This is a genomic window from Methanomicrobium mobile BP (assembly GCF_000711215.1).
Lineage (GTDB): Archaea > Halobacteriota > Methanomicrobia > Methanomicrobiales > Methanomicrobiaceae > Methanomicrobium > Methanomicrobium mobile.
Genome location: NZ_JOMF01000006.1, coordinates 190,798 through 208,222 on the forward strand (window position 1 = coordinate 190,798; position 17,425 = coordinate 208,222).

Consider the following 17,425-nt stretch of genomic DNA (forward strand, 5'->3'; position numbering starts at 1 on the left):
ATTATCTTAAAATCATCTCAGAATATTCCTAATCTCATCGGCATCGACGCGGATTCCGAAGTAACGGAACAGCTGTTCCGCCGCCTGATAAACAAACATCTCCACTCCCGAGATAACCGTGCATCCAGCCGTCCGCGCCTCGAAGAGCAGACGGGTCACCGGCGGCGTATAGACAAGATCGAATACGCAGACGCCTTTTCTGAGGCATACGCGGTTCTCCCTGTCAACCGGCGTATCCTCGGCACGCATGCCGATTGATGTCGCATTTATGATGATATCCGGCATTATCTCGCGCAACATTTCGATTTCGCCCGCTTTGCACGGAATTTCGACGGGCTTGCCGTCCGTCTGAAGGCAGCCGCCTTCAATTAGACTTGCGTTCATATCCGCGGCAAGCTTCTCCGCCCTCCCGACCGTCCTGTTGACAACGGTAACGTCGGCGCCGAGTTTCATGAGCGCGTATACGGCAGCCCTCGATGCTCCGCCGGCGCCGATTACCACCGCTTTCTTCGATTTCACCTTAACGCCGCTTTCTACAAGCGGTTTCATGACGCCGTACCAGTCCGTGTTCGAACCGAGGAGTCTGCCGCCGGCGCCGCCCGTATTGCTCATATTGCCCGTGTTGAATACGGTATTTACCGCGCCTATTGCCCTTGCATCCTCGTTGATCTCGTCAAGATACGGGATAATTTCCTCCTTAAACGGAATCGTCACGCTTACCGCCCGCAGTCCGCAGGATCTGACGGTGTCTGCGACATCGCCCGCGGTCTCCTTCTCAAGATATGTGCAGTGTGCGGGAATGCCGTAACGCTCAAAGATTGTATTGAACAGATACGGCGTTCTGCTGTGACCGCTCGGTCTTCCCGCAATCGCACAGATACTGCCGAGCGGGTGCTTCCTCACATAAGAGAAGAGCTGCTCGCTCTTTCTTTCGGGCATGGGCACACCCGAAAACGACCGCAGGACTTCACGGTAACGCAGGACGCCTGCGGAATCTTCGCCCGCGGCAATATCCGAATCCGATACGGGGGTTGCGGCATCGGCAATGATGCGGACGATATCGTCCGCGACGGCACCCGCTTCGCGGTCGGCGTCGATACGGAAATCGGATGACCTCAGATATGCGGGATATCTCAGATTTATCAGATATTTTACCTCGTCAACGGGGTCTTTGTCGGTGAGCGCCGGTCGGCTGCTCTCCGATATCCTGCCGTAAGAAACATCGGGGCTTACATCGAGGAAGAAGACAAGGGAGTCATGCCGCAGATTTGCCGCATTTTCGGCAGACTGGACACAGCCGCCGCCGGTTGCGACAACGCAGTCCGATTCGGGAAGTGACGCGATAACCTCGCGCTCAAGATTCCTGAAATGAGCCTCGCCGTATTCTTTGAAGATCTCTTCAATCGGCATCCCGCTCTTATTCTCTATCTCGCTATCCGTATCAATAAACGGCTGTCCCAGACGATCCGCAAGAATGCCGCCGACCGTCGTCTTTCCGCTTCCGCGAAAACCTGTTAATACTACTCTGATAATCCCGCCTCCTTCAAATTTTCCCAGAAATCGGGAAACGACTTAGAGACGCATTCGGCGCCGCGGATAAGGACATCGCCGCATCCCAGACCGATTACCGCCGCCGACATGGCAGTCCTGTGATCGTTATTAGGGTCGCATTCGAAACCGTGAACACCGCCGTCACTCGGGATAATCTCGATAACGTCGTCACGGAGAACAAAACCGCATCCGCAGGACTCGGTGAGGATGCGGATTGCCTCAATCCTGTCGCTCTCCTTGTATCTGAGATGCGATATTCCGCGTATTCTGCTCGGCGATTTCGCAAAGACACAAACCGCACAGAGAGTCTGCACGATATCGGGCGATGAACTCATGTCGATATCAATACCGTTCAGATTGCCGTCGGACTCCACCTTTATCGCGGGGTCGCCGGGACTGTCCCCGCACGACGCGACCGAAACGCGGCAGCCCATCTTCGAGAGTGCCGCAAGAAACACCCTGTCGCCCTGAACGGAATCGGGATTCAGTCCCTTTACCGTAACCGACCCCCCGCATACGGCAGCGGCGGCAAAGAAGTAGGATGCCGAGGAATAATCGCCCTCGACCGTATAAACGCCGTCGGGCGCTTTGTAGACCGCCGGCATTACCTTCCAGATACCGTCCGGAGTAAGATCGACTTCGGCGCCGAAGGTTCTCATGACCGCGATTGTAAGATCAATATACGACCTCGAGGCGACACTGCCTTTGGGCATCAGTTCTACCGCGGATTCCGCATACGGCGCACAGATGAGGATTGAGGAGACATACTGACTGCTCTTTGAGGCGTCTATCGTGATTCTGCCGCCGGAAAAGCCGCCGCCGTTGACACTTACGGGCGGACATCCTGCCGCGCCGAGATACTCAATATCGGCGCCGCATCCTTTCAGCGCTTCGCAGAGCGCCCCGATTGGTCTTTCCTGCATCCTCTTAGTACCCGTAAGTACGGTCTTCGAAGGCGAGAGCAGGGAGAGGGTGACGAGATGCCTCAGACTTGTCCCCGAATTTTTGCAGTCTATGGTCTGATTGCCGCACTGCGGCATAACGCCCGCACAGCCCTCGACGACGATCTCCGAAGGGCTGCATTCGATTGCAATACCAAGCGCCCTGAGGGCATTGACCGTAACCTCGGTATCTTCGGAGAAGAGCGGATTCCTTATAGTCGTGCGACCTTCAGAGAGCGCCGCGGCGATTATCGCCCGATGCGTAAAACTCTTCGAAGCGGGGGCAGTGAATTCCGCGTTTATATTCGCCGCTTTCCGAAGGATTATCTCCATCACTGTCCCTCCAGATTCGCTTCCGGATAGTATCCGAGTTCCTTTACCTCAGTAATGGTGCGCAGCCAGTCAAGCAATTTCTTATTTCCGTCGGCGTCCAGCTCACTACCAAACTCATAATCGATGAAGAAAACGTATTTCCCCATCATATCTCCCGAAGGACGGGACTCAATTCTTGTCAGATTGATCTCCCTGCCGGCAAATACGCTCAGTATGCGATACAGAAGCCCGGGGTAGTTACCTTTGGGCATTACCACGATACTGCATTTCGTCCCGCAACCGTCGCTGCCGTCGCAACCGCAGCAATCTCCCGAATCCGCGGAACTGCCGTACACACGGGGCTTCTCCGGCGCAGCCTTGCGGATCTCGAGGAAACGTGTTGTATTTGTGTCGTAATTCTGAATATTCTCGCGGATAATCTCAAGTCCGTATATTCCCGCGGCACTGCGCGTGGTAACCGCGGCGGTAAGCTCGGATACATCGTTTAACGTCTCTTCGGCGCTCTTTGCATTGCTCGTCGTGTGAACGACCGCGGCATTGCCGAGTCCCGCAAGAAAAGCACTGCACTGGGCATGCGCCTGCGGATGCGCATAGACCTTCGCGAGCACCTGCGCCCGCATATCCGCGCTTTTTCCCTTTGCGACCGCAAATACGTAGCGAATCGGCAGATAATACTCGGCACGGACCGTGCAGTCCTCTTTTAAAAGACACTCAAGAGTCTCGAAGACGCCTCCCGCACCGCTGTTCTCGACGGGGACAATGCCTCTGAGGTCGGGATATTCGGATGAACGCTCCGTTACAGCAGCGAAAACCTCACGAATCGTCGGGAAAAAGATAATTTCTTCGTCGCGGTCGCAGACCGTCTCTGCAATCTCATGGGAGAACGTTCCCTTCGGACCCAATACTGCTATTGTCAGGATATCATTCCTCCTTTGTCATTGCAACTATGAGCTTATCCGTATCCGCGGTTGCCTGCGGGAGATACGATGAGAAAGCCTCACGATTATTCAGGAAAAACCTGTCAAAGTCATCAAAGCTCTCCTTTGAGTCATCCTCGACTATGCCCTTAAGCTTTGAGACCGCCGCAGACATCTCTTCGATAACGGGAACGACTGACGGGTTCATCTTGAGAATATCGCCGTATAAGCCCGCATCCTGTCCGAGAATCCTTCCGATAAGCCCCATCTCTATGCGGTAAACGGGGCTCATCACCGAGATCACGGTATCGAGTGTGAGTTTATCTCCGGATTGCTCCGATTTTTCGAGCGTATTTCGGACTGCCTCGGCAACCGAGAGCGTTGCGAAATGCACAAGCCCCTGAACAATGCTCATTACCCGGTCATGCTCCCCGGGGGTCATGATGCAGACCGACGCACCTTCGTTTCTGAAGATATCAAAGAGCAGTTTTTTATCGGATTCGCTGCATCTCACGGGTGTTGCGACTATGGTCTGACCCTTTATCGACGAAAGCGAGGGTCCGAACATGGGATGAAGCCCCATGACCCGCGCTTCCGATTTGAGCATTGCCTCGACGGGCGGTGTCTTAATGGAGGTAAAATCGCAGAGGAGCTGATTTTTGTTCATTATCGGCGCTATCTCTTCGATCACCCCGATTGTCTCGTGAATGGGCACGGAAACAATCACGATATCGCATTTGGCGGCAAGATAGCGGTTGGAATAGAAGGTATTGACACCCGAACATATGACCTCGATGCCGGCTCTCTCGAATATGCCTCTGAAGAGAGTGCCCATGCCTCCGAAACCGCCGATAATGCCGATAAGGACACCGTTATTATCCGCGGAAGAGATACTTCCGCACCCGCGTCCCGCACATCCGGCACATGCAGACTCGCCGTTTAAGGCACGGTCGCCGCATGAGGCGCAACCTTCTCCGATACCGCATCGAACAGTCATTGCATCGAACCTCGGGTTATTTCTCCAGAATAGTCTCTTTTACGGCATATCCGAAGTGACGCCCGCCTTCCTCGACCCTTCCGAGTATGATGTCGCCGGCTTTGAGGTCGACGACGGAGACGGGTTTCCTGTCTCCGCTTACGAGGCGTATCGTCTCAGCATTCTGAAGGATTGCCGAGATCTCCTTGCCGCCGCTGTCACATTTTCCGCCGTTGCCGACGCTGACCGCCGTCACCAGAAGCATGGGGCGGCGCTCTATCTTCACGCGCCCGACCGTCGCCTCGGAGGTCTTTCCGTCCGCACCGGCAATCAGAACGCTGTCGCCTGCCTTAACCTCGGCGAGATACTTTGTCCTGCCGTCCGCCATCACGGCATAGGCATGGACCGCGCCCGCATTGACACGGAAGGGACGCGGGGCAACATACGGATTTTCAAGCGTTTCGGCATGAACGAGCAGAAATGCCGAGGAGGAACTGCCTATCATCATACCTTCGCCGTCTTTTAAGAGCGAGCATGTATCGACGCAGACGCGGTCGCCCATGCCGACGGGCTCAACGGATTTTACCTTAAACTGCGTCAGCTCGACGCTGCCCGAATTCTCTTTCATCAGTTTTGCGACATCGGATATCACCGACGGCGACGAGGGCTTGAGCATAATGCCGCTTACGCCTTTTTCGAGAACGCCCAGAGCCATCGCGGCTTCTTTCGCATCCGAGACCGCGGCTATAATCATCTCGGACTGTGCCGCAAGGTTCTCCAGCGGAATCACGTTCCAGTCCGTTGTTTTGACAACGACATAGCCCTTCTTCGAGAGTTTTACCGCCTCGTTCTCGCTCTTCTTGTCAGTTATCTCTACTTCGAATACGTCTTCGCCGAGAACGAGTTCATCCTTCGGGGAGCACTTTTTTGCCGCGGGGTTCGCCGAATCGGACGATATGACCGCCTTTATCCTTCCCAGACGTTTTGCCTCATCCAGACTGCCGCCGTCAAGAACAAGCCTGTCGGCGCCCGACTCAATCGCCGTAACCGCGTATTCCTTGTTCCAGCTGCGCAGATCTACCCAGAATTCTTTCTTCATGATTATTCCGTTAAATGATGGATATCGGTTATAACCCGAATCCTGAGTTTACAGCTTCAATGCCTCTCTGGGATCTTTGTTCCCGTGGACAACGCAGCAGAGCGCCTGAATGAACTCTTTCGGATTCTCCCTCTGGAACGAGTTTCTTCCGAGTGCCACACCCGCGGCACCGCCCTTTGTGATTGCCTCGCGGACGGTCTCGAGCGACTCCAGATCCGCGGCTTTTTCGCCGCCCGCAATCAGAACGGGGACGGAACATGCCGAGGTAATCTTCTTGAAACTCACCGGATCGCCTGTGTAACTTGTCTTGATGAGATCCGCGCCCAGCTCTTCGGCGACTCTGACGCAGTGACCGATTGCCTGCGGAGATTTCGGGTCAATACCCTCTCCTCTCGGGTAGATCATGATTAAAAGCGGCATTCCCCACTTCGTGCACTCGCGGGAGACCCTGCCGACTTCTTCAATCATCTTGGATTCGTGCGGCGCTCCGAGGTTTATATGCACGGATACGGCGTCGGCGCCGAGTGCAATCGCCTCTTCGACCGTGCAGACCATGACTTTGTCGTTCGGGTCGGGGTTGAGCGAGGTGCTTGCCGATAAGTGAACGATAAGCCCTATATCGCGGCCGTGCTTTCTGTGTCCCGCTTTTACCATTCCTTTGTGCAGGACGATTGCGTTTGCGCCGCCGTCCGAGATGTCGGCTATAATCTTGGGCATATCTCCGAGCCCTTCGATCTGTCCCATGCTGAAACCGTGATCAAGCGGTATGACAACCGTTCTTCCCGTGTTACGATTCATTATTCTTTCGAGTCTTATTGCTTTTCCAATCATTTTGCACTTCTTTTTAATTTTTTATACGTTGTTTTAGACGATTTTAGACTTTCTTAGACATTATATGACTTATTTTCAGCCTTATATTCACTCTTTTGAGCTGTTTTCAGAGTTCGAACGGTTTTCATGCCCGAACATTTTTGAACATCAATCAGGTGTACTTATCAGGTGTATATATTAAGTGATCTTGATGGGTTTTTTATTTTTGGTGAGTGACATTTCCGATGCGGCATCACATCTCCGATCTCATGAACTCTATCGCTTCCGCCGCCGTTCTGCGTTCATGAACTATCATGGTTGCGGCTTTGACGAACAGGTCGGGACGGCTGTGCTGGAAAGCATTCCTTCCGATGGATACACCCGCGGCGCCGCCGAGCATCGCGCCCTCGATAATCTCCATTGTCGCCAGATCGTCGGTCTTTGAGCCGCCGGCGATAACAACGGGCACATGGCAGCCCTCGGTTACCTCGCGGAACGAGTCGGGATCGCCGGTATACACCGTCTTTACGATATCGGCGCCGAGCTCCGAGCCCACGCGTGCGGCAATCTTCACGGCTTCGAGCGTGTTGTCGCAGTTTATCGATTTGCCGCGCGGATACATCATCGCGAGAAGCGGCATTCCCCATTCCATGCACTCTACGGCGACGCGACCGAGATCGGCAAGCATCTGCGCCTCACTGGGAGCGCCGATGTTGACGTGCATCGATACGCCGTCGGCACCCATCTTGAGCGCATTCTGGACGGTGTTCACGATTACCTTGTTGTTCGGGTCGGGACCCAGATCGGTGCTTGCCGACAGATGAAGAATCAGACCGATATCGGGACCGATTTTTCTGTGACCGTGGAGTGCAAGTCCGATATGACCTATGACGGCGTTTGCCCCTCCCTTTGCAAGAAGGTTTACGGTCTCGTCGAGATTTATGAGTCCCGGCAACGGTCCCGATGTGACTCCGTGATCCATGGGCACTATGACCGTCGTTTTCGTATCTCTCTTCATGATTCTTTCAAGTCTTATCTCTTTTCCTCTCATTTTAACCCCGTTTTTTTGATAATTTTGCGTTTTCAATGTTTTTCGGGTTTGCTTTACGCAATTTTACGATTTGCCGATTACATCAGGATTTTCGGATTTCTCTTCAGACTTTGCGGGATCACGATTTTTGATATTGACGATAGCTGCGGCTGCACCGAAAAAACAGTAAAATCTCACGATATGATATATTTGCTTGCTTATTTCCGGCGCAGTCATTACTTACTGACGATACCAGAAATAGCGATAATAGCCAAAGCTAAAGAAGAATGCGCTGAATACGCTGAATGATTCTGCGAGTACGGACAGCAACTGCTCAGGGACTTTTGCCGATAACTGAGTCGGTGCTCCGCACATGCCATAATATGTCAATCTGACGGATAATATATTTTATGCCGCCGGAGACGGACGCACGAGTACGGCAAAAAGAGTCGTTTACAGAATAGTTTGACGTAATTTGACGAGTTTCAAGAATTGAAAAGCAAAATTGTAGATAATCCGCGGGTTTTGATTCCGCGTCATATCCGGTTTTTCTTATGGGAGGTTTTCTGCTTTTTCGTGTGGGTTTTCGTGCTTGACGCACGTTTTGTTGGATGAAAAGATGACTTATCCGTATGATGTGTGGGTTTTTGGATTTTCGTTCTTGAGATTTTCAGGTTTTTAGGACTTTAGGTTTTCAGGTCTTGAAATTTTGGGGTTGGGGGTTTTGTGGTTTTGGGGTTTTAGCTTTAGATTCGGTTTTGTGGTTTCCGGATTTGTTGTGGTTTGTGGTTAGTTTCCGGTTTGTGCTTGTGCTTGTGGACTTGGTTTGTGGTTTTAGTTTATGGATTTGCAAGTCTTGATTTTTGGTTTTGGAAGTTTGACTGTTTGTGGTTGCTTATGGTTGCTTTATCTTTTTGGGGGTTGGAATTTCTTTTAGGGTTGGATTTGTTTGGATTTGTTTGGATTTGTTTGGATTTGTTTGGATTTGTTTGGATTTGTTTGGATTTGTTTGGATTTGTTTGGATTTGTTTGGATTTGTTTGTATGTTTTCCTGTGCCGTATGTTTGGATTATGCTTGAATGATTACGGAGTTTTCCTTACTTTGTAGCCGTTGTGTATATTTTGACGAGTTGTCAGGTTTCCGAAAGACCCAGATATTTTGCGGTTATCCGAGCAGGTTTCTGCCTGCTTTTTGTTGTCTGCCCTTCTCCGACACTCTATACAATAAAACCATTCCGCGGCATATATATGAATAATATACCCAAGGAGAGTCGATATAACAAATACGGAGGAGTGTCTGCCGTTTTGTATTGCCGCATTGAACGGAGAAGTTCAATGAAGATACCGCTGCGGAAAAAAAGATTCGCGGATATCTTGAATTGTTAAGGATTTGACGCAGTTTCGTCATTATTTCAGCTTTATCAGATCCATCTTATTGAAGAACCAGAACATCCCCGCAAACATCGGAATCATAAGAATGAGTATGACATATGTCATGTCGCCGTACATTCCGAGCGCATACAGCAGAGTGTAAACATAAATGATATACATATAGAGTACAATCAGCAGAAGAATCCCCGCAGTTCCCGCATCGTATCTCTCGAGTTCAAGACGGCTCTTATGCTTCCTGCGCCTGTCATACTTCTTCATATACCAGACAAAGCCCGCAATACACACCATAGCTACGGGAACGGCGAAGACGCCGACCGTCTTATCCGCATACGAATCGACCTCACCGTTTAAGCCCCAGTGGGTCGGCATTATATCGGGCATCATCGGATATGCAATGAACGCCGTTACGAAATAAAGTGCCAGAAGTATCAGAACCGCGATTTTCAGACATTTTTCATGCTTTTTTGTCAGAACAATACCCTTCTTTGCGGGCGGGTTCATCGTGTTCGCAGCCGTATCCGCATGTTTTGCACCGCTATTGCCGTCTTTATTGCCGTATTGATTACCGCTGCCATTGTTGTCTTTATTGCCGCTGTAATTACCGCAGTTCTTGCCGCCGTTATTCACGGACTTCTTTGCCGTCATTCGGATATATGTTGTATTTCCGCTCTAAAAAAGATACACGAACTTAAACCCGTGACGGCGGCGGCAGTCGCGGCGGCATAATAAAAAATGCCGCATAACAATTCATTCAGACAGATTAAAGGCAATATACATACAAATACTGGTAATATGGTTACAAGATACATGCTTGGAAACGAGGCAATAGCATATGCCTGCTGTGAGGCAAACCTCGACTTTGCAAGCGGATATCCGGGAACACCTTCATCCGAGGTCATAGACACTCTCAGGGCACAGAAACTGCGCGATTTTTACGTTGAATGGTCGGTAAACGAAAAAGTGGCGTTCGAGAACGCACTCGGAGCGGCATGGACGGGTGTTCGCTCGCTCTTTACCACCAAACATGTCGGACTTAACGTCGCCGCCGACCCGCTCATGACAAGCGGATATACTGGCGTAAAAGGCGGATTCGTCATTCTCTCGGCAGACGACCCGTATGCACACAGCTCACAGAACGAACAGGATTCAAGAATATATGCGAAGTTTGCCGGCATTTTCTGTCTGGACCCGGCAAATGTCCAGGAGGCGCATGACATGATACTCACAGCGTATCCGCTGTCAGAAGAGTTCGAGATACCCGTCCTCTTCCGCCCGACCACAAGAATCTGCCATTCCAAGAGCAATGTCGGGTTAAACGAAATAGGTAAGGACGGAGTCGGAACGGAGCACAGAACCGGCGACTTCGGTAAAGACCCCAAGCAGTATGTCGTCGTTCCGGCGCATACCCGCATCCTTCACAAGAAACTCATAGAGAAGCAGGATGCGATGGCAGAGCATCTCGTCAAACTCGGTCTGAACCGTGCGGAGATAAAGGAAGGAAGCAAGACCGCGGTTATCGCCGGCGGCATCGCTGCGGAATACGTAAGAGAGATTCTGCCCGATGACATGTCCTTTGCCGTGATAGGCGCATATCCGATTGACACGGAGTGGCTCGCCTCTTTTGTCGGTCGGCATGAGAAAGTCCTCGTCGTCGAGGAACTTGCTCCGGTCATCGAGGAGGAAGTAAGGCAGGTTGCCGGCAAGACAGGTGTCTTCGGAAAGAAAAACGGCTGCGTCCCCTACGACGGCGAACTCACACTCGAGAAAGTATCCGCCGCATTCGAAAAAGCGGGCATAAAAAGCCGCCGCTCTTTTGCACCGGTCGCTCCCGTCGCCGACCTTCCGCCCAGACCGCCGATTCTCTGCGCAGGCTGCGGACACCGTGCGGTATTCTACGCGATGAAGAAGGTATTCGGAAAAGATGCGGTCTTCCCCTCGGATATCGGCTGCTATACTCTGGGCATTCAGCTCGGAACCGTCGACACCACAATCTGTATGGGTGCATCGATAACAATCGGCAGCGGCATCTCCCACGTCGACAATAAACAGATTGTCAGCACAATCGGCGACTCCACCTTCCTGCACACGGGAATTCCGGGACTCATCAACGCCGTTTACAACGGAGCAAACCAGACCGTGGTCATCCTCGATAACAGAATCACGGCAATGACCGGACATCAGCCCAACCCGAACACGGGAATAACGGCAAAGGGCGAAATATCGCCGACAATCTCCCTCGAAGCAATCTGTCGCGCCTGCGGTGCGACCTTTGTCGAGACCGTCGATCCCTACGATCTACTTCTGCTCCTTCAGACATCTACAAAGGCAAAGGATACGAAAGGCGTCAAGGTCATCATTGCAAGGCAGCCCTGCGTTATCGCCGCAAAGAAGAGCGGACTCAAACGGAGAAGGCTTACGGTTAACCCAGATGTCTGCATAGGCTGTAAGGCATGTGTCAGATTCGGATGCCCGGCAATAGAGTTCTTCGACAAGACGGCGTCAATCACCGAACTTTGCAGCGGATGCGGAATCTGCGCGGAGATTTGTCCCAAATCAGCCATATCGCAGGAGGTAATCTGAATGACGCAACAGGCAGGCACAGGCACAAAGGCAGGCACTTCACGCGGAACCGGGGACAACGACAGCTTTGATCTCCTTATCGTAGGCGTCGGCGGTCAGGGAACCATTCTGGCGTCCAACATCATAGGCGAGGCATGCATACTCGAGGGGCGCAATGTCCGTTCCGCCGAGACGCACGGCATGGCACAGAGAGGCGGCAGTGTCGAGACGCATATCAGAATCGACGGCAGATACGGTCCGCTTGTCCCCACGGGTGCGGCGGACATGATTATCTCGTTCGATCTCCTTGAAGCACTGCGCTATCGCCATTTCCTTAAGCCGAGCGGCACCGTGGTCTCGGCTGAGGGTATCGTCGTCCCCATCTCCGCATTCCAGAACAATATCGAGATTCCGTCCGCGGATTGGATAAAAGAGCAGATGTCGGATATAAAACTGATTACGGTCGATGCCGGAAAACTGGCAAAGGATGCCGGAAGCATTCTCTCCCAGAATGTCGTGATGCTCGGCGCCGCCGCAAAGATACTGCCGCTTAATAAGGAATCTCTTCTTAAAGCAGTGGAAGAACTTGTCCCGAAGAAGACGGTTGAGATCAACAAAAAGGCTTTCCTTCTGGGATACGAGAGCGCTTAAGCTCTCATTTTGACTTTTTTGCCGCGGGGATCATGCGGTCCCGCATATTTGCAATATTGCAAGAGTTTAAAAAGAATTAAAATGTGACAGGAAAAAGTACTAGTCATGAATGAACGACAAATATACGGCGGCGCTATGCTGTCGGCTGCCAGCCTTACGGTCTCGTGCGTACTGGTTACAATGATTATTCTTGCCAGAAACGCGGGAAACGAGGTAGACGCATGGGTGGGATACGCGCTTATAGGCACTGCGGTTCTTCTTATCGTTGGGATATTTACAATAATCTACAAAATGAATGCGGACGAGAGTCCCGAGAGCACAACGGCGGCATCTCCCGCAAAATAATGCGGTTTTTGCGGTTAACGCGAGAAACCTTGAGACACGTGACAGACGCAGAGGTCTCGGAGGCGTATGTCTCCCGTGAAGATCTTCGCACGCATCCGTGACACAACCGAAAACAACCTGAATTACTCCTTTTTATGACGAAATTAAAGACAGCACTTGCTCAGTTGAGTCCCGAAAAAGACAATGTCGAAAAGAACATCGCGACTGCCGCGTCATACATAAAAAGCGCCGCCGAGAGCAATGCCGATTTAATCATCTTTCCCGAGCAGTATTTTAACAACTGGGACCCGCTGTGTACACGATACTCACGCGAAGAGCAGGACGGCATAATCGCGGCGCTTAAGGACGAAGCATCCGCAAACGGCATCGCGGTCCTCGGTTCGTATTACAAAGCACATGATGCCAAAGCGCATGATGCGGCGGAAATTGCAGGGGATAGTTGCGGGGATTATTGCGGGTATAATGTCGACACCACACCAAAAGAGAACACATCGGTTTTCATCGACGACAGCGGAAAAATCCTCGCCGAATACTCAAAAATACATCTCTTCAGCCCCGCAGGCGAAGACAGAAGTTTTGTCGCGGGGGAGAAACCCGCCGTATGCACCTACGGAGGATTCAAATTCGGACTTACAATCTGCTATGACCTGCGTTTTCCGGAACTGTTCTCTTATTACGCGGCAGTCGGCTGCAACTGCGTCATTAACCAGTCGGCATGGGCGAAAGCACGCATGGAACAGAGAAGAATACTCTCGGGAGCAAGGGCGGTCGAGAACCAGTATTACTTCATCGGCGTCAACATCGCAGGTAAAAACCCGCAGGATGAGTATTTCGGAGAAAGCAACGTAATCGACCCCGCAGGCGCCGCGATCCTTGAGGCGGACGGCACGGAGGGGCTCTTTTTTGCCGAAATCGACTCCGAATGCGTAAATGCCGTAAGACAAAACCTTCCTACACTTTCGGACCGCAGGGAATCACTTTACATGGAATGGCGAAGATAGTTCATCCAAAAGGAATGAATCGCCATGAAGGGTGAACAGCACGTATTCTACACACTTCTCTCGCTTGCCGTTCTGCTCCCCCTCATACTCGCCGGTTTTCTCTCATCGGGGTATACGACCCTTACGGCACTGATTGTCTTCACAGCCGGCGTCTTCATAGGCTCTCTCGCACCCGACGCCGATGCGGCTGACTCGGCGATAATGCACGGTCTTGCCGGCGGAAAAGGCACGGTGAGAACGGCAAGACGTCATACGGTCATAATACTGCCCTTCTTCGGATATCTCATCCGCTATCTCATATACTACCCGATATCGGCGCTGGTGTTCATATTCTCTCTCGGTCGCATAAAACCCAGACACCGCGGACTCCTCCACTCGCTCTTCGGAACGCTCGCAGCCGCACTAATCCTCGCAATCTACCTCCGGCTGATTACCGATATCCTGCTCGCGGCGATCTTTGCCGCGGAGGTCACTGCCGCCATCGATTCGTATCTTCCGGCATTCTGCGCAGGCATACTCTTCGGCGCCGTCATGCACCTCATCGAAGATTCATGCACCCATGAAGGCGTATACTGGCTATTTCCGTTCAGTAGCGTAAAGCTCTCGGGCAATCTGACCCCGAAAGGCAGGAGAAACTGGCTGATTGTCGTAACACTCGGAATCGCGGCAATAATCTCGCTAACATTCGGCAATACATATCGCATCAACGGCATAACGGGAATAAACCTGACGGAAAGCATAACGGCAGACATAACGACGGATATAACCCTGGCAGCCGCATCGACAGTAACACCCGAGATGATACCGTACCTGATAATGCCGATCATATACCTTGCGGCCGCGTGGATAACGGCATTTTACATCTCGGGAACACACAGAGGGTAGCCGCCGCAGGCAGAGGATGTTGCGGATGTGCGGATACACACAATGACCCATAGCATCATGACCATCTGTATACATTACTATTCGTATTCATGACCATCCATATCTATAATTTATAAGAAAACACATTCTGTTATCATGTTTCGTTTAGTCTGTGTGCATTGCGGCGCAGAATACAGCCAGGACGAGATTATCTACAGATGTAAGAAGTGCGACCACCTTCTTACCGTAAAATACGACCTGGACTCAATCGGTATCGACAAGAAAGAGATGGACAAGAGACCCTTACGTCTCTGGAAATACAAAGAACTTCTCCCCGTCACACGTGAACCAATTTCACTTCAGGAAGGCGGCACTCCGCTCTATCACTTAAAGGCACTCGGTGAAGAGCTTGGACTCAAGCACCTCTACGCAAAGCACGAGGGAATGAACCCGTCGGGATCCTTCAAGGACAGGGGAATGACGGTCGGCGTCTCGATGGCACTGCAGCTCGGAAAGAGAACGGTTGCCTGCGCAAGCACGGGAAACACCTCGGCAAGTCTCTCGGTATATGCGGCTAAAGCAGGCATTCCCGCCGTCGTTCTCCTGCCCGCAGGCAAAGTTGCGCTCGGAAAGGTTGCACAGGCACTCATGCACGGCGCCAGAGTTATCGCAATCCGCGGCAACTTCGACAAGGCTTTAGAGATGGTGCACGAGCTCTGCGTTACCGACGGCATATACCTCTTAAACTCGGTCAACCCATACCGCCTTGAGGGTCAGAAGACAATCGGATACGAAGCCGTAGACCAGCTCGGCTGCGTCCCCGACAGATTCGTACTCCCCGTCGGCAACGCGGGCAATATCTCGGCGGTCTACAAGGGACTTCTTGAGTTTAAGGAACTCGGCTGGACGGATTCGATGCCGAAGATGACCGCGGTTCAGGCCGAAGGTGCGGCGCCGGTCGTCTCCGCAATAAAGAATAACCTCGATGTTCTGGTCCCCGAACTTAACCCCGAGACGGTCGCCACCGCTATCAGAATAGGTGCGCCGGTAAACGCCGAGAAGGCACTTACCGCAATCAGAAAGACAAACGGTCATGCATTGAGCGTCACCGACGACGAAATACTTGCAATGCAGCGCGATCTCGCACGCAAAGAGGGTATCGGAGTCGAGCCTGCATCTGCGGCATCGGTCGCGGGTATCAGGAAGATGGCGGAGCAGGGTCTCCTCGATGCCGATGAGAAGATTGTATGCGTGGTTACGGGACACCTGTTAAAAGATCCCGAGACAGTTATCAAACAATGTGCACCTCCGACGGAGATAGACGCGACAATAGACGCTCTTCGAGCCGTTCTTCGCTGATACTTTTATCAGCGGCAATCTTCTTTTTAGCTGCGGCTGTCATTCCCGTATGCGCGGCTGCGCCTTTGAACGCGACATTCTGCGTGCATGACGGCGCCGAAGCGTTCCATGCCGAGATTGAGATAATTAATGCCGAGCGATACGCTTTTGTCGAGCCCGGCATTCTTGGTGAGGAAGTCCCTCGAAGCGTGACCAATACGACGCTCAGGTATACCGATAATAGGACCGCGGCCGGGTTCAAAGAGGATGCTTTCGGGCGCTCGATCTCCTTTGAGAAGGGCAATTACACGATAGAATACGATGCCGCGCTGAAAAACAAGAATTTCCAGTTCATATTCAACGCTCTTTACAATATAACGCTTTATCTGCCGCAGGGCTACGATGTGAGAAATCCGCTTCTCGGCGCGACAGGCACGGGCTCTGTCGTAAGCACGGTCGATTCACGTTATCTGACGGAAGAGCTTGCCGCAAAGAACGTGACGTTTACCGGCGGCAACGGGACGATTAAGGTCTTCTGGCAGAATCGTGCATTTGCGGATTGCAGATTCTACGACGATCAGCAGGTCTTCCTGCTGGAAGTTTTCGGATCAATCTGGCTTGCGGTCGCCGCCATTTTCGCCGTGCCGTATATCATGACAAGGCGCAGAATGGAATAAAATGGATAAATACCAAAAAAGAAAGAAGACCAAATTATTAAGAAAAATTCTTATTTTTATTCACTGATTTTCTTAGGCGTTCAGTCACCTACAACTACCTTTACCTCTGCATACAACTCGGGCACGAGTTTTTGTTGTATTCTGAACTTTGTGCCGTGATTGTGCCCTGTTCTTGCATCAAAGTCCACGAATGCCCTGCCGCTTTCAATTGCATCAAGGAATTTGTTAAAATCAAAGTCTTTTAGCATCAGCGCACGGTCAAATTTGAAATACAATTCGCCGTTTATCTTTTTACTGTCAGCTTCCACATAGAAGCAATTCCGCAATTTGACGTGTATTAAACTTTTAAGGTCGTCAAATCCCCAATACGGTTTATCTTTTAGATCTTCCAATCCGACCCTGTCTTTGACGCTCTGTTTCCAATCGGCATGTTTGCTCTCATCAACGGCATCGGCATTGAAGGATATCTCAATCTTCTTCTCTTCACGATTAACAATAACCTTGAAACCGCGTTCGGAATAACTCAGACCTGAAATAGTCTGCCTAAAACTCATCTCATCCGCCGGATGTCTTACACCCGCATCCTTGTGTTTCCATCCATACTTGGGCAACAGGGTTTTCGGAACATGTTTGCACGCAAGCGGTGAAGGTTCACTGTGAAGGAGAGTTAAAAGACTTGATGAATTTTTCTGATGCGTTTTTAACTCCCATTCTGCCGCGTTCGGTATCGGCAGATTATTCTCGACCATACCGAGCAGATCTTCCAATGTGTTTCCCGCAGAGCCGCAATTTCCTTTACGTGTACCTTTTACCCATCCGTACTCCGCAATCTCCTGCAATCGTGCTATTAACTCCTTTTTTGTGTATCTTTCGACATGTGCGGGAACATCAAATGGTATCTCACATTTGTTCGTTTCATCCCATCTAATTAATTCTGTCAT

At 51.5% G+C, this 17,425-nt stretch carries 16 protein-coding genes; 7 read left to right on the plus strand and 9 right to left on the minus strand.

The window, feature by feature from the left end; translation table 11 throughout:
* Positions 1 to 12: 12 nt before the first annotated feature.
* From T502_RS04990 to T502_RS05030, 8 genes are all read right to left on the minus strand, one after another.
* Positions 13 to 1,557 carry a shikimate kinase gene (locus T502_RS04990; protein WP_342665747.1) on the minus strand — a complete coding sequence of 515 codons (1,545 nt, stop codon included), beginning with the start codon at positions 1,555 to 1,557 and terminating at the stop codon, positions 13 to 15.
* Positions 1,521 to 2,825 carry a 3-phosphoshikimate 1-carboxyvinyltransferase gene (gene aroA, locus T502_RS04995; RefSeq protein WP_042706045.1) on the minus strand — a complete coding sequence of 435 codons (1,305 nt, stop codon included), beginning with the start codon at positions 2,823 to 2,825 and terminating at the stop codon, positions 1,521 to 1,523. Before aroA ends, T502_RS04990 begins: the two co-directional genes overlap by 37 nt.
* Positions 2,825 to 3,727, minus strand: a complete 903-nt coding sequence (locus T502_RS05000) for a prephenate dehydratase (RefSeq protein ID WP_245597764.1) — start codon at positions 3,725 to 3,727, stop codon at positions 2,825 to 2,827. Before T502_RS05000 ends, aroA begins: the two co-directional genes overlap by 1 nt.
* Before the next feature lie 19 nt (positions 3,728 to 3,746).
* Positions 3,747 to 4,739, minus strand: coding sequence for a prephenate dehydrogenase/arogenate dehydrogenase family protein (locus T502_RS05005; protein ID WP_084173054.1), 993 nt, complete (start codon positions 4,737 to 4,739; stop codon positions 3,747 to 3,749).
* A gap of 16 nt (positions 4,740 to 4,755) precedes the next feature.
* Positions 4,756 to 5,817: a 3-dehydroquinate synthase II gene (locus T502_RS05010; RefSeq protein WP_042706047.1), complete on the minus strand. Its 1,062-nt coding sequence runs from the start codon at positions 5,815 to 5,817 to the stop codon at positions 4,756 to 4,758.
* A gap of 48 nt (positions 5,818 to 5,865) precedes the next feature.
* Positions 5,866 to 6,648 (minus strand): 2-amino-3,7-dideoxy-D-threo-hept-6-ulosonate synthase, encoded by a 783-nt coding sequence (locus T502_RS05015; RefSeq protein ID WP_042706048.1) that lies wholly within the window; start codon positions 6,646 to 6,648, stop codon positions 5,866 to 5,868.
* 232 nt (positions 6,649 to 6,880) lie between these two features.
* Positions 6,881 to 7,678, minus strand: coding sequence for a 2-amino-3,7-dideoxy-D-threo-hept-6-ulosonate synthase (locus tag T502_RS05020; RefSeq protein ID WP_042706049.1), 798 nt, complete (start codon positions 7,676 to 7,678; stop codon positions 6,881 to 6,883).
* A 1,386-nt stretch (positions 7,679 to 9,064) separates the two neighbouring features.
* Positions 9,065 to 9,694: a DUF1648 domain-containing protein gene (locus T502_RS05030; RefSeq protein WP_042706051.1), complete on the minus strand. Its 630-nt coding sequence runs from the start codon at positions 9,692 to 9,694 to the stop codon at positions 9,065 to 9,067.
* 147 nt (positions 9,695 to 9,841) lie between these two features.
* Here T502_RS05030 and iorA point away from each other — a divergent pair, with 147 nt between their 5' ends.
* The 7 genes from iorA (at position 9,842) to T502_RS05065 (ending at position 16,484) form a co-directional block, all read left to right on the plus strand.
* The gene (gene iorA / locus T502_RS05035) at positions 9,842 to 11,629 is read left to right on the plus strand and encodes an indolepyruvate ferredoxin oxidoreductase subunit alpha (RefSeq protein WP_042706052.1); all 1,788 of its coding nucleotides are present in this window, start codon (positions 9,842 to 9,844) and stop codon (positions 11,627 to 11,629) included.
* A complete protein-coding gene (locus T502_RS05040) occupies positions 11,630 to 12,259 on the plus strand; it encodes an indolepyruvate oxidoreductase subunit beta (protein ID WP_084173056.1) in 630 nt (209 codons plus the stop codon).
* Positions 12,260 to 12,364: 105 nt separating this feature from the next.
* A complete protein-coding gene (locus T502_RS05045; protein ID WP_157197471.1) occupies positions 12,365 to 12,604 on the plus strand; it encodes a hypothetical protein in 240 nt (79 codons plus the stop codon).
* A gap of 134 nt (positions 12,605 to 12,738) precedes the next feature.
* On the plus strand, positions 12,739 to 13,605 hold the full coding sequence (locus T502_RS08550) for a nitrilase-related carbon-nitrogen hydrolase (protein ID WP_052359173.1): 867 nt from the start codon (positions 12,739 to 12,741) through the stop codon (positions 13,603 to 13,605).
* Positions 13,606 to 13,629: 24 nt separating this feature from the next.
* A complete protein-coding gene (locus T502_RS05055; protein ID WP_042706054.1) occupies positions 13,630 to 14,490 on the plus strand; it encodes a metal-dependent hydrolase in 861 nt (286 codons plus the stop codon).
* Positions 14,491 to 14,625: 135 nt separating this feature from the next.
* Positions 14,626 to 15,828: a threonine synthase gene (thrC, locus tag T502_RS05060; protein WP_042706055.1), complete on the plus strand. Its 1,203-nt coding sequence runs from the start codon at positions 14,626 to 14,628 to the stop codon at positions 15,826 to 15,828.
* A gap of 65 nt (positions 15,829 to 15,893) precedes the next feature.
* Positions 15,894 to 16,484 carry a hypothetical protein gene (locus tag T502_RS05065; protein WP_052359174.1) on the plus strand — a complete coding sequence of 197 codons (591 nt, stop codon included), beginning with the start codon at positions 15,894 to 15,896 and terminating at the stop codon, positions 16,482 to 16,484.
* Between the two features lie 80 nt (positions 16,485 to 16,564).
* On the opposite strand, the gene T502_RS05070 is transcribed toward T502_RS05065, so the two are convergent.
* On the minus strand, positions 16,565 to 17,425 hold the full coding sequence (locus T502_RS05070) for an MvaI/BcnI family restriction endonuclease (protein WP_084173058.1): 861 nt from the start codon (positions 17,423 to 17,425) through the stop codon (positions 16,565 to 16,567).